18 protein-coding genes, 3 tRNA genes and 1 pseudogene are annotated in these 19,611 nt (G+C 73.6%); 7 read left to right on the forward strand and 15 right to left on the reverse strand.

Features of this window, described 5'->3' with window-relative positions; all coding sequences use genetic code 11:
* Window positions 1–76 precede the first annotated feature (76 nt).
* Window positions 77–838, forward strand: coding sequence for a phosphatidylcholine/phosphatidylserine synthase (locus tag DQ244_RS17540; RefSeq protein WP_113812799.1), 762 nt, complete (start codon window positions 77–79; stop codon window positions 836–838).
* On the opposite strand, the gene DQ244_RS17545 is transcribed toward DQ244_RS17540, so the two are convergent.
* The 3 genes from DQ244_RS17545 to DQ244_RS17555 are packed head-to-tail and all read right to left on the reverse strand — an operon-like array spanning window position 809 to window position 3,707.
* Entirely contained in the window at window positions 809–1,951 is a 1,143-nt protein-coding gene (locus tag DQ244_RS17545) for a cystathionine gamma-lyase (RefSeq protein WP_113812800.1), read from the reverse strand. The genes DQ244_RS17540 and DQ244_RS17545 overlap by 30 nt on opposite strands.
* Complete coding sequence (locus DQ244_RS17550; RefSeq protein ID WP_113812801.1) at window positions 1,948–2,943, reverse strand: NAD(P)H-dependent glycerol-3-phosphate dehydrogenase; 996 nt, start codon at window positions 2,941–2,943, stop codon at window positions 1,948–1,950. Before DQ244_RS17550 ends, DQ244_RS17545 begins: the two co-directional genes overlap by 4 nt.
* Window positions 2,940–3,707 carry a 1-acyl-sn-glycerol-3-phosphate acyltransferase gene (locus DQ244_RS17555; protein WP_233491697.1) on the reverse strand — a complete coding sequence of 256 codons (768 nt, stop codon included), beginning with the start codon at window positions 3,705–3,707 and terminating at the stop codon, window positions 2,940–2,942. Before DQ244_RS17555 ends, DQ244_RS17550 begins: the two co-directional genes overlap by 4 nt.
* A 114-nt stretch (window positions 3,708–3,821) precedes the next feature.
* Here DQ244_RS17555 and cofC point away from each other — a divergent pair, with 114 nt between their 5' ends.
* Genes cofC through DQ244_RS17570 form a run of 3 tightly spaced genes read left to right on the forward strand, consistent with a single transcriptional unit; the run spans window position 3,822 to window position 7,465 of the window.
* Window positions 3,822–4,469, forward strand: coding sequence for a 2-phospho-L-lactate guanylyltransferase (gene cofC, locus DQ244_RS17560; protein WP_113812941.1), 648 nt, complete (start codon window positions 3,822–3,824; stop codon window positions 4,467–4,469).
* A 4-nt stretch (window positions 4,470–4,473) separates the two neighbouring features.
* Window positions 4,474–6,546 (forward strand): RNA degradosome polyphosphate kinase, encoded by a 2,073-nt coding sequence (locus tag DQ244_RS17565; protein WP_113812802.1) that lies wholly within the window; start codon window positions 4,474–4,476, stop codon window positions 6,544–6,546.
* A complete protein-coding gene (locus DQ244_RS17570; RefSeq protein ID WP_113812803.1) occupies window positions 6,530–7,465 on the forward strand; it encodes a bifunctional NUDIX hydrolase/histidine phosphatase family protein in 936 nt (311 codons plus the stop codon). Before DQ244_RS17565 ends, DQ244_RS17570 begins: the two co-directional genes overlap by 17 nt.
* A 72-nt stretch (window positions 7,466–7,537) precedes the next feature.
* On the opposite strand, the gene leuD is transcribed toward DQ244_RS17570, so the two are convergent.
* Both leuD and leuC read right to left on the reverse strand, forming a co-directional pair.
* Window positions 7,538–8,137, reverse strand: coding sequence for a 3-isopropylmalate dehydratase small subunit (gene leuD, locus DQ244_RS17575; RefSeq protein ID WP_113812804.1), 600 nt, complete (start codon window positions 8,135–8,137; stop codon window positions 7,538–7,540).
* Between the two features lie 4 nt (window positions 8,138–8,141).
* Entirely contained in the window at window positions 8,142–9,548 is a 1,407-nt protein-coding gene (gene leuC, locus DQ244_RS17580) for a 3-isopropylmalate dehydratase large subunit (RefSeq protein ID WP_113812805.1), read from the reverse strand.
* 75 nt (window positions 9,549–9,623) lie between these two features.
* On the opposite strand from leuC, the gene DQ244_RS17585 reads away from it, so the two are divergent.
* Window positions 9,624–10,325 (forward strand): IclR family transcriptional regulator, encoded by a 702-nt coding sequence (locus DQ244_RS17585; RefSeq protein WP_113812806.1) that lies wholly within the window; start codon window positions 9,624–9,626, stop codon window positions 10,323–10,325.
* On the opposite strand, the gene DQ244_RS17590 is transcribed toward DQ244_RS17585, so the two are convergent.
* The 10 genes from DQ244_RS17590 to DQ244_RS17635 all read right to left on the reverse strand — a co-directional run bounded on the left by DQ244_RS17590 (window position 10,322) and on the right by DQ244_RS17635 (window position 18,746).
* Complete coding sequence (locus DQ244_RS17590; protein WP_113812807.1) at window positions 10,322–10,597, reverse strand: hypothetical protein; 276 nt, start codon at window positions 10,595–10,597, stop codon at window positions 10,322–10,324. The two genes, DQ244_RS17585 and DQ244_RS17590, sit on opposite strands and share 4 nt — an antisense overlap.
* A gap of 11 nt (window positions 10,598–10,608) precedes the next feature.
* A complete protein-coding gene (locus tag DQ244_RS17595) occupies window positions 10,609–12,273 on the reverse strand; it encodes a sodium:solute symporter family protein (protein WP_113812808.1) in 1,665 nt (554 codons plus the stop codon).
* Between the two features lie 24 nt (window positions 12,274–12,297).
* Complete coding sequence (gene galK / locus DQ244_RS17600) at window positions 12,298–13,464, reverse strand: galactokinase (RefSeq protein ID WP_233491698.1); 1,167 nt, start codon at window positions 13,462–13,464, stop codon at window positions 12,298–12,300.
* Complete coding sequence (gene galT / locus DQ244_RS17605; RefSeq protein ID WP_113812810.1) at window positions 13,461–14,546, reverse strand: galactose-1-phosphate uridylyltransferase; 1,086 nt, start codon at window positions 14,544–14,546, stop codon at window positions 13,461–13,463. Before galT ends, galK begins: the two co-directional genes overlap by 4 nt.
* A 180-nt stretch (window positions 14,547–14,726) precedes the next feature.
* Window positions 14,727–14,799: transfer RNA gene (locus tag DQ244_RS17610), tRNA-Glu, on the reverse strand.
* A gap of 220 nt (window positions 14,800–15,019) precedes the next feature.
* Window positions 15,020–15,092: transfer RNA gene (locus DQ244_RS17615), tRNA-Glu, on the reverse strand.
* Window positions 15,093–15,126: 34 nt separating this feature from the next.
* Window positions 15,127–15,198 (reverse strand) — tRNA-Gln (locus DQ244_RS17620).
* 79 nt (window positions 15,199–15,277) lie between these two features.
* A complete protein-coding gene (locus tag DQ244_RS17625; RefSeq protein WP_113812811.1) occupies window positions 15,278–16,174 on the reverse strand; it encodes a CPBP family intramembrane glutamic endopeptidase in 897 nt (298 codons plus the stop codon).
* A gap of 272 nt (window positions 16,175–16,446) precedes the next feature.
* Window positions 16,447–17,937 (reverse strand): glutamate--tRNA ligase, encoded by a 1,491-nt coding sequence (gene gltX, locus DQ244_RS17630; RefSeq protein ID WP_113812812.1) that lies wholly within the window; start codon window positions 17,935–17,937, stop codon window positions 16,447–16,449.
* Window positions 17,934–18,746 (reverse strand): fumarylacetoacetate hydrolase family protein, encoded by an 813-nt coding sequence (locus DQ244_RS17635; protein WP_113812813.1) that lies wholly within the window; start codon window positions 18,744–18,746, stop codon window positions 17,934–17,936. The genes gltX and DQ244_RS17635 overlap by 4 nt, the downstream gene beginning before the upstream one ends.
* A gap of 42 nt (window positions 18,747–18,788) precedes the next feature.
* On the opposite strand from DQ244_RS17635, the gene DQ244_RS17640 reads away from it, so the two are divergent.
* Both DQ244_RS17640 and DQ244_RS20000 read left to right on the forward strand, forming a co-directional pair.
* On the forward strand, window positions 18,789–19,205 hold the full coding sequence (locus tag DQ244_RS17640; protein WP_113812814.1) for a VOC family protein: 417 nt from the start codon (window positions 18,789–18,791) through the stop codon (window positions 19,203–19,205).
* Window positions 19,206–19,272: 67 nt separating this feature from the next.
* Window positions 19,273–19,488 (forward strand): annotated as a pseudogene (locus tag DQ244_RS20000) (putative quinol monooxygenase); the annotation flags it as partial.
* Window positions 19,489–19,611 lie beyond the last annotated feature (123 nt).

Here is a 19,611-nt window from a genome sequence, read left to right on the forward strand (position 1 = left end):
GCCCTCCGGCCACCTCGGCGCGACGTCGGGCCCCCGTCGTCCCGCCCCCCGCGCCGCGGTGTGGCAGCCTCGTCGCGTGCAGGATCAGGCAGCTCCCCCGGCGGGGACGTTCTCCCGCGGCTTCCGGCTCGCCGGTGCCGCGGTGCACCTCTACACCGCGAGCGGGTCGGTGCTGGGGCTCCTGATCGTGCTCGCGGCGATCGAAGGTGAGGTCGTCACCGCCCTGTGGCTGGTGCTGGCGACGCTCTTCGTCGACGGCACCGACGGCATGCTCGCCCGCCGGTTCCGGGTCAAGGAGACGATCCCCTGGTTCGACGGCGCCCGCATGGACGACATCGTCGACTACCTGACCTACGTCTTCGCCGCCGTCGTCCTGCTGTGGACGGCCGACCGGTTGCCCGGGGGCGCCTGGGGCTGGGTGCTGGCGGCCCTCCCGCTGCTCGCCTCCTGCTACCAGTTCTGCCGGGTCGACGCGAAGACCGACGACCACTACTTCCTCGGGTTCCCCAGCTACTGGAACGTGGTGGCCTTCTACGCGATCGTGCTGGACGTCGGCCCCACCGGCGTCGGGATCACCCTCGCGATCCTGACCGTGCTGGTGTTCGTGCCGGTCAAGTACGTCTACCCCTCGCGCACCAAGCTGCTGCGCAGCCTGAACCTGGGGCTGTCCGCCGTCTGGCTGATCAGCTCCGCGGTGCTGCTGCTCCAGTACCCCGACCCGCACCCGGTGGTCGTGGTGCTGAGCCTGGCCTACCTCGTCTACTACTTCGGCGTGAGCATCTGGCTGACCGTCGCCGGCAACCGCCGGTCAGCCCAGGCCGTCGAGCGCGCGGCCTAGGTCGGCGACCAGGTCCGCGGTGTCCTCGATGCCGCAGGACAGCCGGACGAACCCGGCGGGGACGTCGTCGCCGCCCCACTGGGCCCGGCGGTCGATCGTGCTGTGCACCCCGCCGAAGCTGGTCGCGGCGGCCCACAGCCGGCTCGCGCCGAGCAGCCGGGAGACGGCGGCCTCGTCGGCCAGCTCCAGCGACACCACGCCGTTGGGGCGCAGCATCTGGCGGGAGGCCAGCGCGAAGGACGGGTCCTCCGGCCGCCACGGCCACCGCAGGTTCGTGACCGCCGGGTGCCCGGCCAGCAGCTCGACGACGGCGGCCGCGTTGGCCGCCTGCCGGGCCAGCCGCAGGTCCAGGGTGCTCATCGACCGGTGCCCCAGCCAGGCCTCGAAGGGCCCCGGCGTGCCGCCGGTGCGGTCGCGGAAGCCCTTGACCCGGGCGAACAGGTCGGCGTCGGTCACGGTGACGTGCCCCAGCAGGACGTCGCTGTGCCCGGTCAGCGCCTTGGTGTCGCTGCCCACGGTCATGTCCGCGCCGAGGGCGAGCGGCCGCTGGCCCAGCGGCGTCGCCGTGGTGTTGTCGACGGCGACCAGCGCGCCGGCCGCATGGGCGGCCTCCGCCACGGCGGCGATGTCGCAGACGTCCAGCAGCGGGTTGCTCGGCGTCTCGAGCAGCACCATCGAGGCGCCGGCCAGCCCGCCCTCTTCGGCGACCCGCCCGATCTCGGGGGTGGGCACGTACTGCACCTCGACGCCGAACCGGGTCAGCTCCTCGGCCGCCAGCAGCCGGGTCGTGTAGTAGCCGTCCGAGGGCAGCACGACCCGGTCGCCGCTGCGGGTGCAGGCCAGGACGGCCGCGGTGAGCGCCGCCATCCCGGTCGCGAAGGACAGGCAGCGGCCGCCGTCGAGCTCGCCCACGGCGTCCTCGAACACCCGCAGGGTCGGGTGCTCGGTGCGCGCGTAGGCGTCGGCGCCGTTCGCCCGCGGCGGTGCGTCCCCGAGGTGGAAGGGCGCGGCGAACACCGGTGAGGGACGCAGCGGGGCCCCGGGGACGGCGGGGTCCTCCCCCGCCCGCACCGACCGGGTGCCGTCCCCGTAGCCGCTCAGGTCCCCACTCACTCGCTCTTCGCCTCCCGCGACATGATCTCCCGCACCATCTGCGCCGGCGCCTCGCCCTCGTGGCACACCCGCACGACGGCCTCGGCGATCGGCACGTCCACGTCGTGCGCCCGCGCGAGATCCAGCACCGAGCGGCAGCTCTTCACGCCCTCGGCGGTCTGCCGGGTGCTCTGCTGCACCTCCTCGACGGTCATGCCGCGGCCGAGCTTCTCCCCGAACGTGCGGTTGCGGGACAGCGGCGAGCTGCAGGTGGCCACGAGGTCACCCAGGCCCGCGAGCCCGGCGAAGGTGGTGAGCTCCGCGCCCAGCACGAGCCCGAGGCGCGCGGTCTCGGCCAGCCCTCGGGTGATCAGCGAGGCGCGGGTGTTGTCACCGAACCCCAGCCCCTCGGCGATGCCGCACGCCAGCGCGATGACGTTCTTCAGCGCCCCGCCGAGCTCGCAGCCGACCAGGTCGGGGTTGGTGTACGGCCGGAAGTACCTGGTGTGGCACGCGGCCTGCAGCTGGGCGGCGCGGTCGGCGTCGGAGCAGGCGATCACCGTCGCCGCCGGCTGCTCCTCGGCGATCTCCCGGGCGAGGTTGGGGCCCGACAGGGCGGCGACCCGCTCGGGCCCGGCGCCGGTGATCTCGCGGATCACCTCGCTCATGCGCTTGGTGGTGCCGAGCTCGATGCCCTTCATCAGCGACAGCAGGGTCGCGTCCTGCGGCAGCAGGTCCCGCCACTCGGTGAGGTTGTCCCGCAGCGACTGCGAGGGGACGGCCAGCACCACGATCTCCGCGTCCAGCAGCGCCTCCGCCGGGTCGGACGTGGCCCGCAACCGGTCGGGCAGCCGCACGCCGGGCAGGTAGTCGGCGTTCTCGCTGTCGTCGGTGATCGCCTTGGCCAGCTCGGGGCGCCGCGCGTGCAGGGTCACGTCGCAGCCGGCGTCGGCGAGCACCTTGCCGAACGTCGTCCCCCAGGAGCCGGCGCCGAGCACCGCCGCGCGCGTCACGCCGCGGTCCCGGGGAGGTCGCCGCGGCGCTCGCGCCGGGGGCCGGGGTGGACCGCCGCGGGCGCGGGTTCCCCGCGCAGCTCGGCCAGCTGGTGGCGGACGCGGTGCATCATCAACTCGGTCGTCTCCCGCAGCAGCTCGGCATCGATGGCGCGGCCCGCACGGACCTCGGCCCGCAGCGCGGAGAGGTCGATCGGCTCGCCGACGAGGTAGTCGGCGGGCGTGCGGAACCGCGGGTGGAACTTCTTGGCGTGGTAGTCGTGCACCCGCTGGGGCCCCCACTGGGCGACCGGCAGGACGAGGGCGTCGGTGGTGAGCGCCAGGTGCGCCGCACCCGTGCGGGCCTGCATCGGCCACCAGGCGGGGTCCCGGGTGACCGAGCCCTCCGGGTAGACGACGACCACGTTGCCCGCGTGCAGGTCCGCCTCGGCGGCGGCCAGCGCACCGCGGGCGGCGGTGGAGTACCGGGCGACGGGGATCTGCCCGGCGGCCCGCAGGATCGTGCCGGCCAGCCCGCGGAAGACCGCCTCCTTGGCGAGGAAGTGCGGGATCCGCCCGGCGTCGAACACCAGGCGGGCGCAGGCCAGCGGGTCCAGGACCGACACGTGGTTGGCCACCACCAGCACCGGCCCGGTGGGCGGGATGCGCTCGGCGCCCCGGTAGCGCAGGCGGAACAGCAGCGACGCCACCGGGTAGATCACGACGATGCACAGCCACAGGGCGACCGGGATGCGCCCGTGGGAGCGCCACCTGGATTCCGACACCGACCCGCCTCCCTTCCCTGTGAGCCTGCTCATGATCGACCCGTGCCGCGGTCCCCGGTCCACCGGGGTCCCGCCGGGCACGGGCGGGCACCGCGGTGTGCTCACATTGTGGCCGTGCCCAGCTGGTCGGTCGTGGTCCCGGCGAAGCGGCTCGCCGTGGCCAAGACCCGGCTGCAGCCGCTCACCGGCCTGCCCGGCGGGGACCACGCCGCCCTCGTGCTGGCCCTCCTGGCCGACACCGTGTCCGCGGCGCTGGCCTGCGCCCGCGTGGGCTCGGTCGTCGTCGTCACCGACGAGCCACGGGCCGCGGACCTGGTGCGGGGTCTCGGCGCGCGCACCGTGCCCGACGTGCCGGACCGGGGCCTGAACCCGGCCCTGGAGCACGGGGCGGCGCAGGCAGGCGGCGACGCCGTCGCCGCGCTCTCCTCGGACCTGCCCGCCCTCCGCCCCGCCGAGCTGGACGCCGCCCTCGCGGCCGCAGCCGGGGCGGTGCGCGGCTTCGTCGCCGACGCCCAGGGCACCGGGACGACGCTGCTCACCGCGGTCGGGGCGCCGCTGCGCCCCCGGTTCGGGCGGAACTCGGCCGTCGCGCACCGGGACGACGGCGCGGTGCCGCTCACCGGCGACTGGCCCGGCCTGCTGCGCGACGTCGACACCCCCGACGACCTCCGGGCCGCGGTCGCGCTCGGGGCCGGTCCGCGCACGACCGGGCTGCTGCGCGGGTCGCCGACTCTCGCCGTTCACCTCGGTGCGGCACGATGACCCCGTGCCCTCCGAGACCGCGAACCGCACGGGCCCCCAGTCGACCACCGACCACTACCTGAACCGCGAGCTGTCCTGGCTGGACTTCAACGCCCGGGTGCTCGAGCTGGCGGAGGACGACACCCTGCCGCTGCTGGAGCGGGTCAAGTACCTCGCGATCTTCGCCAGCAACCTCGACGAGTTCTACATGGTCCGCATCGCCGGGCTGAAGCGGCGGCAGAGCACCGGCCTCACGGTCCGCTCCCCCGACGGCCTGACCATCCGGGAGCAGCTGGAACGGGTCACCGACCGGACCCAGGAGCTCGTCCAGCGGCACTCCGACGTCTTCAACGACGACGTGCTGCCGCGGCTGCAGGACGCCGGCATCCGGATCCTCCGGTGGGAGGAGCTGGAGGACGAGGCCACGATCCGCCTGCGCGAGTACTTCCGCGACCAGGTGTTCCCGGTGCTCACCCCGCTGGCGGTCGACCCCGCGCACCCGTTCCCCTACATCAGCGGGCTCTCGCTGAACCTGGCCGTGTCGGTGCGCGACCCCGAGACCGGCGCCCCGCGGTTCGCCCGGCTCAAGGTGCCCAACAACGTGCCCCGCTTCGTCCGGGTGGGCCCGGTTGACACCGCGACCTTCCTGCCGCTCGAGGACCTCATCGCCGCGCACCTGCCGCAGCTGTTCCCCGGCCTGGAGGTCATCGACCACCACATCTTCCGGGTCACCCGCAACGCCGACCTCGAGGTCGAGGAGGACCGCGACGAGGACCTCCTCCAGGCGCTGGAGCGCGAGCTCGCGCGCCGCCGCTTCGGCCCGGCCGTGCGGCTGGAGGTGGCCGAGCCGATGGACCCGCGGATCCTCGAGGTGCTCGTCTCCGAGCTCGAGGTCTCCCCCGACGACGTCGTGCACGTGCCCGGGCTGCTGGACCTCGCGTCGCTGTGGGCGCTCTACGACCTCGATCGGCCCGAGCTCAAGGACGAGCCCTTCGTGCCCGCGACGCACCCGCGCCTGTCGGAGGGCGAGACCCCCAAGAGCGTGTTCGCGACGCTGCGCGAGGGCGACGTGCTGCTGCACCACCCCTACCACTCGTTCGCGACCAGCGTGCAGCGCTTCATCGAGCAGGCCGCCGCGGATCCCAGCGTGCTGGCCATCAAGCAGACCCTCTACCGCACCTCGGGTGACTCCCCGATCGTCAACGCCCTCATCGAGGCGGCCCAGGCCGGCAAGCAGGTCGTGGTCCTCGTCGAGATCAAGGCGCGGTTCGACGAGGAGGCCAACATCAGCTGGGCCCGGTCGCTGGAGCGGGCCGGCTGCCACGTCGTCTACGGGCTGGTCGGGCTGAAGACGCACTGCAAGACCGCCCTGGTGGTCCGCCGCGAGCAGGGCGTGATCCGGCGCTACTGCCACATCGGCACGGGCAACTACAACCCGAAGACGGCGCGCATCTACGAGGACGTCGGCATCCTGACCGCCGATCCGCGGGTGGGCGCCGACCTCACCGATCTGTTCAACACCCTCACCGGCTACTCGCGGCAGACCAACTACCGGCAGCTGATGGTCGCCCCGCACGGCATCCGCAACGGCCTGATCGAGAAGATCCGCCGCGAGGCCCGGCATGCCTCCGAGGGGCGCCCGTCGGGCATCCGCATCAAGGTGAACTCGCTGGTCGACGAGAAGATCATCGACGCGCTCTACGAGGCCTCCCAGGCGGGCGTGCCGGTGGAGCTGTTCGTGCGCGGCATCTGCGCGCTGCGGCCCGGGGTCGAGGGCCTGTCCGAGACCATCCGGGTGCGCTCGATCGTGGGCCGGTTCCTCGAGCACTCGCGGGTCATCTCCTTCCTCAACGGGGGCGACGCCGAGTGGTGGATCGGCAGTGCCGACCTGATGCACCGCAACCTCGACCGCCGGGTGGAGGTGCTGCTGCGGGTCTGCGACGAGGCGGCGCGCACCCAGCTGCACGAGACGCTCGCGCCGGCCATGGAGCCCGGCGTCCGCTGCTGGGAGCTGCGCAGCGACGGGCGCTGGGAGCGCCTGGAGGGGCGTGACTACCAGGCCGAGCTGCTGCACCGCATCCATGACCTCGCGAGCTGAGGGCGCGGTGGGCACGGTCGCCGCCGCGGGCGGTGCGGTGTGGCGGCCGGGGAGGGACGGCGGCCTGGAGACCGCCGTGGTCCACCGCCCGCGCTACGACGACTGGTCGCTGCCCAAGGGCAAGCTCGACCCGGGCGAGCACCCCCTGACCGCCGCGGTCCGCGAGGTCCTGGAGGAGACCGGGCTGCAGGCGGTGGCCGGGCGCCGCAGCGTCACCAGCCGGTACCGCGTGCCCGACGGCGACAAGCGGGTCGACTACTGGCTGATGCGGGTCACCGGCGGGGAGTTCGCCCCCAACGGCGAGGTGGACGAGCTGCGCTGGCTCTCCCCCGCCGACGCCGCCGCGCTGGTCACCCACGACGCCGACCGCGAGGTGCTGGCCGACCTGGTGCGCACCGACGTCCCTCCGGAGCCCGCGCTGGTCCTGGTGCGGCACGGCAAGGCCGGGAGCAGCGACGCGTGGGAGGGGCCGGACGAGCTCCGGCCGCTGACCCGGAACGGCGAGGAGCAGGCCCGGCAGCTCGCGCAGGTCCTGCCGCTGCTCGGCCCCACGACGGTGGCGACCGCGGCCCCGCTCCGCTGCCGGCAGACCGTGGAGCCGCTGGCCGCGCGGCTGGGGCTCGAGGTCGCCGACCTGCCGGAGTTCGGCGAGCCGGAGTTCGGCGGCGACCCGCACCGCGCGCTGGAGACGGCGCTCCGGCTGCTCGAGGGCCCGGGCGTCACCGTCGTGTGCAGCCAGGGCGGCACCATCCCCAGCGTGCTCGGCGGCCTGGGCGTGCACGGGCACGGGGTGCCCGGGCTGCCCGCGCCGGCCGCCAAGGGCAGCGTCTGGGTCCTCGGCGGGCGCCCGGGCGAGCTCTCGGCCGACTACTACCGCGACCTCGCCCCCGACCGCGACGCCCCATCTCCCGAGGCATAGGTACCTCTACCTACGTCCTCGGGGCGGATTCCACAGGTAGAGGTTCCTATGCCTGGAGCGTTCGTCAGCCGCTCAGACGGCGGGCAGCGCCCTGGGGAGCCAGGCGGGCCGCTGCGCCTCGAAGGCCTCGATGTCGTCGACGTGCTTCTCGGTGAGCCCGACGTCGTCGAGCCCCTCCAGCAGCCGCCAGCGCACGTAGTCGTCGATCTCGAACGGCACCGTCGTCGACCCGTAGCTGACCTCCTTGGCCCGCAGGTCGACGGTCACCGGGGTGGCGGGGTCCGCCTCGACCGCTGCCCACAGCGCCTCGACCTCGGCCTGCGGCAGGACCACGGTCAGCAGCCCGGACTTGGTCGAGTTGTTCCGGAAGATGTCGGCGAACCGCGAGCTGATGACCACCCGGAAGCCGCCGTCCAGGAGCGCCCAGTTGGCGTGCTCGCGCGAGGAGCCGGTGCCGAAGTCGGGGCCCGCGACCAGGATCGAGGCGTCGGCGTACTCGGGCTGGTTCAGCACGAAGTCGGGCTCGTTGGTGCGCCAGGCGACGAACAAGCCGTCCTCGAACCCGGTGCGGGTGATCCGCTTGAGGTACTCGGCCGGGATGATCTGGTCGGTGTCGACGGCGCTGCGGCGCAGCGGGGCGGCGGTGCCGGTGTGGGTGGTGAAGGCGTCCACGGGGTCAGGCTCCGATCAGGTCGGCGGGGGCGGTCAGGCGGCCGGTGAGCGCGGTGGCGGCGGCCACCGACGGCGACACGAGGTGCGTGCGCCCGCCCTTGCCCTGCCGGCCCTGGAAGTTGCGGTTGCTGGTGGAGGCCGAGCGCTCGCCGGGCTTGAGCTGGTCGGGGTTCATGCCCAGGCACATCGAGCAGCCCGCGCCGCGCCACTCGGCACCCGCCTCGAGGAAGACCTTGTCCAGGCCCTCGGCCTCGGCCTGCGACTTGACCCCGACCGAGCCGGGGACGACGAGCATCCGGGTGCCCGCGTCGACCCGCTTGCCACGCAGCAGCTCGGCGGCGACCCGCAGGTCCTCGATCCGGCCGTTGGTGCACGAGCCGAGGAAGACGGTGTCGACCTCGATCTCGGTCAGCGGCGTGCCGGGGGTCAGGCCCATGTAGGCCAGCGCCTGCTCGGCGGCGCGGCGCTCGCCCTCGTCGGCGATGTCGGCCGGGTCGGGCACCCGCTCGCTGAGCGGCAGGCCCTGGCCGGGGTTGGTGCCCCAGGTGACGAACGGGGTCAGCGTGGAGGCGTCGAGGACGACCTCGGAGTCGAAGACCGCGCCCTCGTCGGTGCGCAGCGTCGACCAGTGCGCGACGGCGGCGTCCCAGTCGGCGCCCCGGGGCGCGTGCGGCCGGCCCTGCAGGAAGTCGAAGGTCGTCTGGTCCGGCGCGATCAGGCCGGCCTTGGCCCCCGCCTCGATCGACATGTTGCAGATCGTCATCCGGGCCTCCATCGACAGCGCCTGGATCGCGCTGCCGCGGTACTCGATGACGTGGCCGGCGGCGCCGTTGGTGCCGATCCGGGCGATGACGGCCAGGATGATGTCCTTCGCCGAGACGCCGGGGGCGAGCTCGCCGTCCACCGTGACCGACATCTGCTTGGGCCGGTACTGCGGCAGCGTCTGGGTGGCCAGCACGTGCTCGACCTCGCTGGTGCCGATGCCGAAGGCCAGCGCGCCGAACGCCCCGTGGGTGGAGGTGTGGCTGTCGCCGCAGACGATGGTCATGCCGGGCTGGGTGAGGCCGAGCTGCGGGCCGATGACGTGCACGATGCCCTGGTCGCGGTCGCCCATGGGGGCCAGCCGGATGCCGAACTCCTTCGCGTTGGCGCGGAGCGCGTCCACCTGGGCCCGGCTGACCGGGTCGGCGATGGGCGCCAGGATGTCCAGCGTCGGGACGTTGTGGTCCTCGGTCGCCATGGTGAGGTCGGGACGGCGCACCGTGCGACCCGCGGCCCGGAGACCGTCGAAGGCCTGCGGGCTGGTCACCTCGTGCACGAGGTGCAGGTCGATGTAGAGCAGGTCCGGCTCGCCCGGGGTGCTGCGCACCACGTGCGCCTCGTAGACCTTCTCGGCCAGGGTCTTCGGCACGGTTCGTCCTCTCACCGGGCACCCATCGGGGGATCGCGGTGGCGATCCCACCAAGTGAGATGCAAGTATTGCTGTGTGGGACAGCCTAACCCGGTAGCGGTTCTGGACAAAGCGGTGTCGATCCTGCATGCCGTGGCACAGGAGCCGGCGACGCTCGCCGAGCTCGTGACGCGCACGGGTCTGCCCCGCGCGACGGCCCACCGGCTGGCCGTCGCACTGGAGGGCCACCGGCTGGTGCGCCGCACCGACGGCGGCAGCTGGGCCCCCGGTCCGGCGCTCGCCGAGCTCGGGCGTGCGACCGCCGACATCGGCGAGATCGCCGGCCGGCACCTGGTCGTGCTGCGGGACGGCACCGGCGAGAGCGCCCAGTTCTACGTGCGCGACGGCGCCACCCGCGTCTGCGTCGCCGCCGCCGAGCGCACCAGCGGGCTGCGCGACACCGTGCCGGTGGGCGCGCGCCTGCCCATGACCGCCGGCTCCGCGGCCCACGCGCTGCTGGCGTTCATGCCGGCCGACGAGGTCAACCGGCTGCTGCCCAACGCCAGCTTCACCGCCCGCACGCTGCTCGACGTCCGCCGCCGCGGCTGGGCGCACAGCGTCGCCGAGCGCGAGGCCGGCGTCGCCTCGCTGTCCGCCCCCGTGCGCGACGGCACGGGGGCGGTTCTGGGTGCGGTCTCGATCTCCGGACCGGTCGAGCGGCTGGGCCGCCGCCCCAGCGCCGAGGTCATCGGCGCCGTCCTCGACGCCGCGGCCGCGATCTCCCGGGCCGCCCGCTAGGCCTCCGGGCCGGAGTCGTCCCCCGTCGACGTCGGGACGACGGTCGGCCGCAGCCGGGACCACAGGGCGAAGGCCACCGCGACGACGATCAGGCCGATGCCGGCCCACAGGTTGGCGTTCACGCCGCCGGTCTTCGCCATGGCGTCGGCCGAGTCGTCGACCAGCCCCACCACCACGAGCACGACGCCGTACAGGCCGAGCAGCTCCGCGATGACGTTGCGGACGTCGAAGGCGCCCGCCTTCTGCTGCTTCTGCTGCTGCCGCTTGCTCACGGGTTCTCCCCTCACCGGAAGATGACGTTCAGGACGATGACCATGGCCAGGGCGATCCCGGCCAGCGGCACCGGCGAGCGGTACCAGGGCAGCCTGTGCGCATCGGGATCGGTGCGCACCTCGCGCGGGGTCTCGGAGTAGACGAGGCCGGCCAGCTCCTTCACCGGCTTGGGTGTGGTGACCCGGCTGACGACGACGCTCACGACGATGTCGACGACGAACGCCGCCCCCGCCGCGACGAACGCACCACCCTGGCCCGGCAGGTCCAGGACGCCGGTCTCGACCAGCACGAACACCACGATCGCGGCGCTCGTGCCGGCGACCAGGCCCGCCCAGCCGGCCGTCGGCGTCATCCGCTTCCAGAACATGCCGAGGATGAACGTGGCGAACAGCGGGGCGTTGAAGAACCCGAACAGCGTCTGCAGGTAGTCCATCAGGTTCGTGTAGCCCGAGGCGATGAGCGCGGTCCCGATCGCTGCCACCGTGGCGCCGACGGTCGCCCACCGGCCGACCGCCAGGTAGTAACCGTCGGGGCGGTCCTTCTTCACGTACTGCTGCCACAGGTCGTAGCTGAAGACGGTGTTGAAGGCGGAGATGTTGGCCGCCATGCCGGCCATGAAGGCGGCCAGCAGCCCGGCGAGCGCCACCCCGAGCAGGCCGTTGGGCAGCACGTCCCGGATCAGCAGCAGGATCGCGTTGTTGTAGTCGAAGTCGGCATCCGCGTTCGCCTTGGCCTCGATCACCTCGGGAACGAGCACCGTGGCGATCAGGCCCGGGATCACGACGATGAACGGGATGAACATCTTCGGGAAGGCGCCGATGACCGGGGTGCTCCGCGCGGCCGACATCGAGTTCGTGGCCATGGCCCGCTGGACCTCGACGAAGTTCGTCGTCCAGTAGCCGAAGGAGAGCACGAAGCCCAGGCCGAAGACGATCCCGACCGCCGACCACACCGGGTTCTCGAAGCCGGACAGCTCCGTGGCCGGCCAGGAGGAGAGCTGCTCCTCCCCACCGGACGCCGTCACCTTGTCGACCAGGCCCCCGACGCCGCCGACCCGGTGCAGGCCGATCAGCGTCAGCGGCAGCAGGGCCGCCACGATCACGAAGAACTGCAGCACCTCGTTGTAGATCGCCGCGGAGAGCCCGCCGAGGGTGATGTAGCTGAGCACCACCACGGCGGCCACGATCAGCGAGACCCACAGCGGCCAGCCGAGCAGGGCGTTCACGATCGTGGCCAGCAGGTACAGGTTGATGCCGGCGATGAGCACCTGGGCGACGGCGAAGCTGATCGCGTTCACCAGGTGGGCGCCGGTGCCGAAGCGGCGGCGCATGAACTCCGGGACGCTGCGCACCTTGGAGCCGTAGTAGAAGGGCATCATCACGATGCCCAGGAAGAGCATCGCGGGCACGGCGCCGATCCAGAAGTAGTGCATCGTCGCCATGCCGTACTGGGCGCCGTTGGCCGACATCCCGACGATCTCGACCGCGCCGAGGTTCGCCGAGACGAACGCCAGGCCGGTCACCCAGGCCGGCAGCGACCGGCCGGACAGGAAGAAGTCCAGGCTGTCGGACACCCGCCGGCGGGCGGCGACGCCGATCAGCAGGACGACGGCGAAGTAGGCGGCGACCAGGGCGTAGTCGACGAAGGAGGCATCGAGCCTCAGCTGATCGTCCACGGGTTCCTCTTCTCGGGGTGGGGCTCAGGCCAGGCGGCGGGCGCCGGCGGACGGGACGACGACGAAGGTGCGCGGGGCGGGCTGCGACTCCCGCGCGAAGCGATCGGTGACGGCGGTGGTGACGGCGTCGACGGCACCGGTGTCCACGAGGGCGATCACGCTGCCGCCGAAGCCCCCGCCGACCATCCGTGCGCCGTGGGCGCCGGCCGCCAGCGCGGCGTCCACGCAGACGTCGATCAGCGGCACGGACACCTCGAAGTCGTCGCGCAGCGAGACGTGGCCGGCGGTCAGCACCGGGCCGATCGCGCGCGGGTCGGCGTCCTCGCGCAGCGCGGCCACCACCTCGAGCACCCGGGCGTCCTCGGTGACCACGTGCCGGGCGCGGCGCAGCAGCACCTCGCCGTCGGGGTCCTGGCCGGTCAGCGGCTCGAGCGCGGCGACGTCGTCGACCTCGCGCAGCAGGTCCACGCCCAGTGCGGCCGCGGCCCGCTCGCACTCGCGGCGCCGGTCGCGGTAGCCGCCCTCGGCGTGGTCGTGGGTGGTGCCGGTGTCGAGGACCAGCAGCGCGAGCCCCGCGGCGGCGAGGTCGAACGGCACCTGCTCGCGGGTGCCGTCGCGGGTGTCGAGGAACAGCGCGTGCCCGGCGGTGCAGAGGACCGAGGCCGACTGGTCGAGGATCCCGGTGGGGGCGCCGACGAAGTCGTTCTCCGCCCGGCGGGCGACCTCGACCAGCGCGTCGGCGTCCAGATCCAGGCCGAGCAGATCGCGGACGGCGAGGGCGACGGAGCAGGAGAGCGCGGCCGACGACGACAGGCCGGCCCCGGCGGGCACGTCGCCGTCGACCAGGATGCTCAGGCCTCCGGGCACGGAGCTCGCGAGGGCGTGCACGACGCCGGCCGGGTAGCCCGCCCAGCCACCGGGCCGGCCGGGCCGGAGGTCGGCCACGGCGACCTCGGCGTCCTCCTCCGGGTGCTGGGCCGAGGCGAGCACGAGCAGGCCGTCGTCCCGGCGGGCCACCGCGGCGCGGGTGGTGTGCGGGAGGGCCACCGGCAGCACGAAGCCGCCGTTGTAGTCGGTGTGCTCGCCGATGAGGTTGACCCGGCCGGGTGCGGCCCACACGCCCTCGGGCTGCCGGCCGAACCGCTCGGTGAACGCGGCGGCTGCCGCGCGCGCGGCCTCGCCGTCGCTCACCACGACACGGCCCTGAGCTGCTCGGCGACGTCCTCGGGGTTCGTGTCGGTGATGAACGCACCCATGCCGGACTCCGAGCCGGCCAGGTACTTCAGCTTGCCCGGCGCCCGCCGCAGCGAGAACAGCTGCAGGTGCAGCCACCAGTCCTCCCGCGCCCGCGCCGGGGCCTGGTTCCAGGAGGCGATGTAGGGCATCGGGGTGTCGAAGCGGTGCGCGAACCGGCCCAGCACGTCGAGGTAGACCGCGATGAAGGCGTCCCGCTCGTCGTCGGTCAGCTCGGGGAGGTCCGGGACCCTGCGGGTGGGGAACAGCTGCACCTCGTAGGGCCAGCGGGCCGCGGCCGGCACGAACGCCGTCCAGTGCTCGTTGGCGGCGACCACGCGCGGGCCGGAGCGCTCCGCGGCGACGACGTCGGCGAACAGGTCGCCCCCGGTCCGCTCGCGGTGCCGCTCGACCGACGCCAGGACCTTGGCCACCCGGGGCGTCACGAACGGGTAGGCGTAGATCTGCCCGTGCGGGTGGGACAGCGTCACCCCGATCTCCTCGCCGTGGTTCTCGAAGCAGAACACCTGCTCCACGCCGTCGATCGCGGACAGCTCCGCGGTGCGCTCGGCCCAGACGTCGACGACGAGCCGCGCCCGCTCGGGACCCAGGTCGGCGAAGTCGCGGTCGTGGTCGCTGGTGAAGCAGACGACCTCGCAGCGGCCGAACCCCGGGCGCAGCCCGGCCAGCGGGTTGCCGGGTGCGGAGGTGGGCACGTCCCGGACGACGTCGAGGGCCAGCGACGGGAACCGGTTCTCGAAGACGACGACCTGGTAGTCGCTCTCGGGCACCTCGGTGGGCCGGCCCGGCGTCGAGGGGCAGAGCGGGCACTGGTCGGCCGGCGGCAGGAAGGTGCGGGTCTGCCGGTGCGCGGCCACCACGACCTCCTCCCCCAGCAGCGGGTCGAACCGCAGCTCGGACCGGGTGGTCACGGTGGGCAGGTCGCGGGGATCGTCCGCCTCGCGGGCCGGGGCGTCGTGATCGGCGTCGAAGTAGAGGATCTCGCGGCCGTCGGACAGCTGCCGGGTCGTCCGGATCACCTGGCGCCGCCCTCCCGCCGTCGTCACCCAGCGTGAGCGGCGGACCGACGGTAGCCCCGGTCGTGATCACGCTGCCACCGGAGACCGGTGCGATCTGCGATACGCCCGATCGGGTCCCAGGACGTGGGGGCCGGGAACGGCGAGAGCCCCCGGCCTGGTGGCCGGGGGCTCTCGGTCGCGTAGCCCCGAAGGGATTCGAACCCTCGCTACCGCCGTGAGAGGGCGGCGTCCTGGGCCGCTAGACGACGGGGCCGTGCAGAGGCCATTTTGCCATGCCGGGGATCGGCTGCGAACCGAGGGGGGGTGGCCGGCCGCCGGAGCAGGTCACCGCCGCGCCCTCGTGACGACCGCCGCCCTGCAGCGCGGCGGTCGCGGCGACGAGGCGGCGGTCGAGGCGCACGGTCGGCGCGGGCGGACCCCGCCCGGGAAAAGGCGAGAGCCCCCGGCCTGGTGGCCGGGGGCTCTCGGTCGCGTAGCCCCGAAGGGATTCGAACCCTCGCTACCGCCGTGAGAGGGCGGCGTCCTGGGCCGCTAGACGACGGGGCCGTGCTGGTGGTGCAAGAGGAACCAGGATTCCTCGCTGGGGTACCAGGACTCGAACCTAGACTAACGGAACCAGAAACCGTCGGGCTGCCAATTACCCCATACCCCATGGGTGGGCACCTCGCGGCGCCGGAGAAAACTGTACCTGACGCCTCCCGGGGTGGTCGCACCACCCCCTCGTCGGCGGGTCAGGCCGCCGGGACCGGAGCCGGCAGGAAGGGCTCGCGCAGGTCCTGCGCCGCCGTGCGGGTCTCCGGCTTCCCCCGCCGGCGCCAGCGGGCCACGAGGCCGACGTAGGCGGCCGTGCCCGCGAGGCCGATCAGCAGCGGGAGCACCGAGGCGCCCTCCGGGAGCGACTCGGTCGCCACTCCCCCGCCCAGCAGCGCGGCGAGGAGGAACACCACCACGTTGTTCACCGCGTGCAGGACGATCGCCGCCTCCAGGCCGCCGGTCAGCCACACCACCGCCGACGCGGCGAGGGCGAAGGCGAACCGGTCCAGGAACGTGATCAGGTCCGGTGGCAGGTGCGCCAGCGAGAAGAGCGCGGCGGTGATCAGCGCCGCCAGCACCGCGCCGACCGCCGGGCTGCGCACCCACCCCGCGATCGCCTGGCTCAGGTAGCCGCGGAACAGGTACTCCTCGGCCGCCGACTGCAGCGGCGTGGTGAGCAGGACGACGGCCAGCAGCCAGCCCCAGCCGGGCACCGGGCCCTCGACCTCTCCCTCCCCCGTCGCGAGGTCGAGCACCACCGCGAGGCCGATGGCCAGGCCGAGCGAGAGGAACGCCAGCAGGGTGAACCGGGGCAGCAGCCGCCAGCGCAGCCGGGCCAGCACCGACGAGGACCAGCCGGGGCGCATCCCGTGCGCGACCGCCCAGGCCAGCCACACGACCGGGATGCCGACCACGAGGGTGGCGTTGGTGACCAGCAGGACGCCGGGGTCGGTGAGGTCACCCAGGGTCAGGTCGGGGCTGATCCCGGTGAGGATGCCGATGACGCCGAGCACCGCACCCGCGACCCCGAACACCACGGCGAGCAGCAGCAGGCCGACGGCCGGCCGCCACCAGGCCCAGTCCCGGGACCGCATCGCGTGCAGGAAGGGCTTCGGCTCGTCGTGCGGCGGGGTTCCAGGCGGGGGCGCCCACGCGACCTGCGGCGGCCCGGGCGGTCCCCACCCGGTAGGCGGCGGGGGTCCCCAGCCCGGGGGCGGCGGTCCCCAGCCCGGGGGCGGGGGCACCCAGCCGGGCGGCGGGGGTCCGACGGCCCACGGCGCGGGCGGGAGCTGGTCCGGTCCGGGGCGCTGGAACGGCGGCGGACCGGCGTACGACTCGTCCGGCCCGGCACCGGCGCCCGGCACGGTCATCCGGCCGCCGCCACCTCGCGGGCCGCGGCCAGCCGCGCCAGCGTCCGCTCGCGGCCGAGCAGCTCCATCGACTCGTAGAGCGGGGGCGACACGGTGCGGCCGCTCACCGCCACGCGGACCGGGCCGAACGCCTGCCGGGGCTTGAGGCCGAGGCCCTCGACCAGGGCGTCCTTGAGCGCCTGCTCGATGGCCGGGGTGCTCCAGTCGGTCAGCCCGCCCAGCACCTCGGTGGCGGCGTCGAGCACCTGCACGGCACCGTTCCCGGTCAGCTGCTTCTCCGCCGCGGCCGGCTCGATCTCGACGTCGTCCACGAAGAGGAAGCGGAGCAGCCCGACCGCCTCGGACAGCACGACCATGCGCTCCTGGGCCAGCGGCGCGATCGCGCGGAGCACCCGGTCCTGCTCCGGCGTCGGCGGGTCGGAGAGGACCCCCGCGGCGGCCAGGTACGGCACGACGCGGGACACGAACTCCTCGACCGGCAGGGCGCGCAGGTGGGTGGCGTTGATCGCCTCGGCCTTCTTGAGGTCGAAACGGGCCGGGTTGGGGCTGACCCGCGTGACGTCGAAGGCGCCGACCATCTCCTCCATCGAGAAGATGTCGCGGTCCTCGGCGATCGACCAGCCGAGCAGCGCCAGGTAGTTGGCGAACCCCTCGGGCAGGAAGCCGCGGTCGCGGTAGACGTCCAGGTTGGACTGCGGATCGCGCTTGGAGAGCTTCTTGCTGCCCTCGCCGGTCACGTAGGGCAGGTGGCCGAAGCGCGGGGTGCCCTGGGCGACGCCGATGTCGGTGAGCGCGCCGTAGAGGGCGAGCTGGCGCGGCGTGGAGGGCAGCAGGTCCTCCCCGCGCAGCACGTCGGTGATCCGCATGAGCGCGTCGTCGACCGGGTTGACGAACGGGTAGAGCGGCGCGCCGTTGCCGCGCACGAGGACGAAGTCGGGCACCGACCCGGCGGCGAAGCGGATCTCGCCGCGCACGAGGTCGGTCCAGACGAGGTCCTCGTCGGGCATCTTCAGCCGCAGGACGGGCTGGCGGCCCTCGTCGCGGAAGGCGGACTTCTGCGCGTCGGTGAGGAAGCGGTCGGCGTTGTCGTAGCCGAGCTTGGGGTCCTGGCCGGCCGCCCGGCGGCGGGCGTCGACCTCCTCGTTGGTCGAGAACGACTCGTAGGCGTGCCCGGACTCGAGCAGCTTGGCCGCGACCTCGCGGTAGACGTCGGACCGTTCCGACTGCCGGTAGGGGCCGTAGGAGCCGCCCACCTCGGGGCCCTCGTCCCACTCCAGGCCCATCCAGCGCAGGCAGTCCAGCAGGTGCCGGTAGGACTCCTCGGAGTCGCGGGCGGCGTCGGTGTCCTCGATCCGGAACACGAAGGTGCCGCCGGTGTGCCGTGCGTGCGCCCAGTTGAACAGCGCCGTCCGCATCAAGCCGACGTGCACCATCCCCGTCGGGGACGGGCAGAACCGGGTGCGCACGGCGGGAGCCGGTGCGGTCACAGGCCACCGCCCGCGGTGGAGACGGCGTCGGCCGCGCTGACCGAGTTGGTCAGCGTGCCCAGGCCCTGGATCGTGCACTCGACCTGCTGGCCGGGGCGGATCGGGCCGACACCGGACGGGGTGCCGGTGAGCACGACGTCACCGGGCAGCAGCGTCATCACGCGGGAGATGTAGGAGATGAGGGTCGGGATGCCGAACAGCAGCTGGCTCGTGCGGCCCTGCTGGCGACGCTCGCCGTCCACGGTGCAGCCGATCTCGAGGTCGGAGGGGTCCAGCCCCAGCCCCGGGAGGTCGGTCTCGATCCACGGGCCCAGCGGGCAGAACGAGTCGAAGCCCTTGGCGCGGGTCCACTGGCCGTCGCCCTTCTGCATGTCCCGCTCGGTCACGTCGTTGCCGATCGTGTAGCCGAACACGCTGCTCAGGGCCTGCTCGGGCGTCACGTTGCGGGCGCCGCGCGCGCCGATGACGACGGCCAGCTCCGACTCGTGGTGCACGTTGGTGCTGCCCGGCGGGATGCGGATGGCGTCACCGGGGCCGATCACCGACGTCGAGGGCTTGAGGAACAGCAGCGGCTCCTTCGGGGCGTCGCCGGTGTTCATCTCCTTCACGTGGTCGGCGTAGTTCTTGCCGACGCACACGACCTTGCTCGGCAGGATCGGCGAGAGCAGCCGGACGTCGGCCTGCGCGTAGCGCGTGCCGGTGAAGGAGATCTGGCCGAAGGGGTGGCCCTCGATCTGGGCGATCTGGCCGTCCCCGTCGAGAACTCCGAAGGACATGCCCTGAGGCGAGGCGAAACGGACGATGCGCACGAGCCGAGGTTAGCCGCGCCCCGATCCGCGTACCTTCCCGCCATGGCCTGCCAGCTCAGCGAGCTCGTCGTCGACTGCCGCGACCCGGAGGCGCTCGCCGCCTTCTGGGCCGCCGTCCTGGACTACCGGGTCCTGGGCCAGGAGGACGACGGCAGCGTCGAGATCGGGCCCGAGGCGGGCTTCGGCGGCCCGGCGCCGACGCTGGTGTTCGGCGCCGTCGCGCAGCCCACGCCCGGGAAGCTCCGCCTGCACATCGACGTGAACCCCACCGACCGCGACCAGGAGGCGGAGCTCGAGCGGCTCCTGTCCCTGGGCGCGCGGCCGGCCGACGTCGGGCAGACGGGCGACGAGGGGTGGTACGTCCTGCAGGACCCCGAGGGCAACGAGTTCTGCCTGCTCTCCACCCGGCTGCCCTCCGGGCAGCAACCGCGGCCAGGTGCCGTCCCCCCGTCGAGCTGAGCCGTCCGTCGTCCCTGCGCGGAGCCCTCCGGGCCCCACTCGGGACGACCGAGCAGAATGGACCCCCATGATCCTCATCGTCGTGAAGATGCCCGTCCGTCCCGAGCGCGCCGACGAGTGGGCCGGCCTGGCCGCCGACTACGCCCGGTCGGTGAACGCCGAGGAGGGCAGCCTGTTCTTCGAGTGGTCCCGGAGCGTCGAGGAGCCCGACACCTGGATCTGCATCGAGGGCTTCCGCGACTCCGACGCGGGCGCGGCGCACGTGGGCACCGACGCGTTCAAGCGCTTCGTCGAGCAGGCACCGGACCTCGTCTCCGCGCAGCCGCAGATCATCTACGTCGACTCGCCCGAGGTTCCCGGCTGGGGCCCGATGGGCGAGATCCAGCCCGCTGAACGCCGTCGCCGG

Source organism: Blastococcus sp. TBT05-19, from assembly GCF_003319095.1.
Taxonomy (GTDB): Bacteria; Actinomycetota; Actinomycetes; order Mycobacteriales; family Geodermatophilaceae; genus Blastococcus.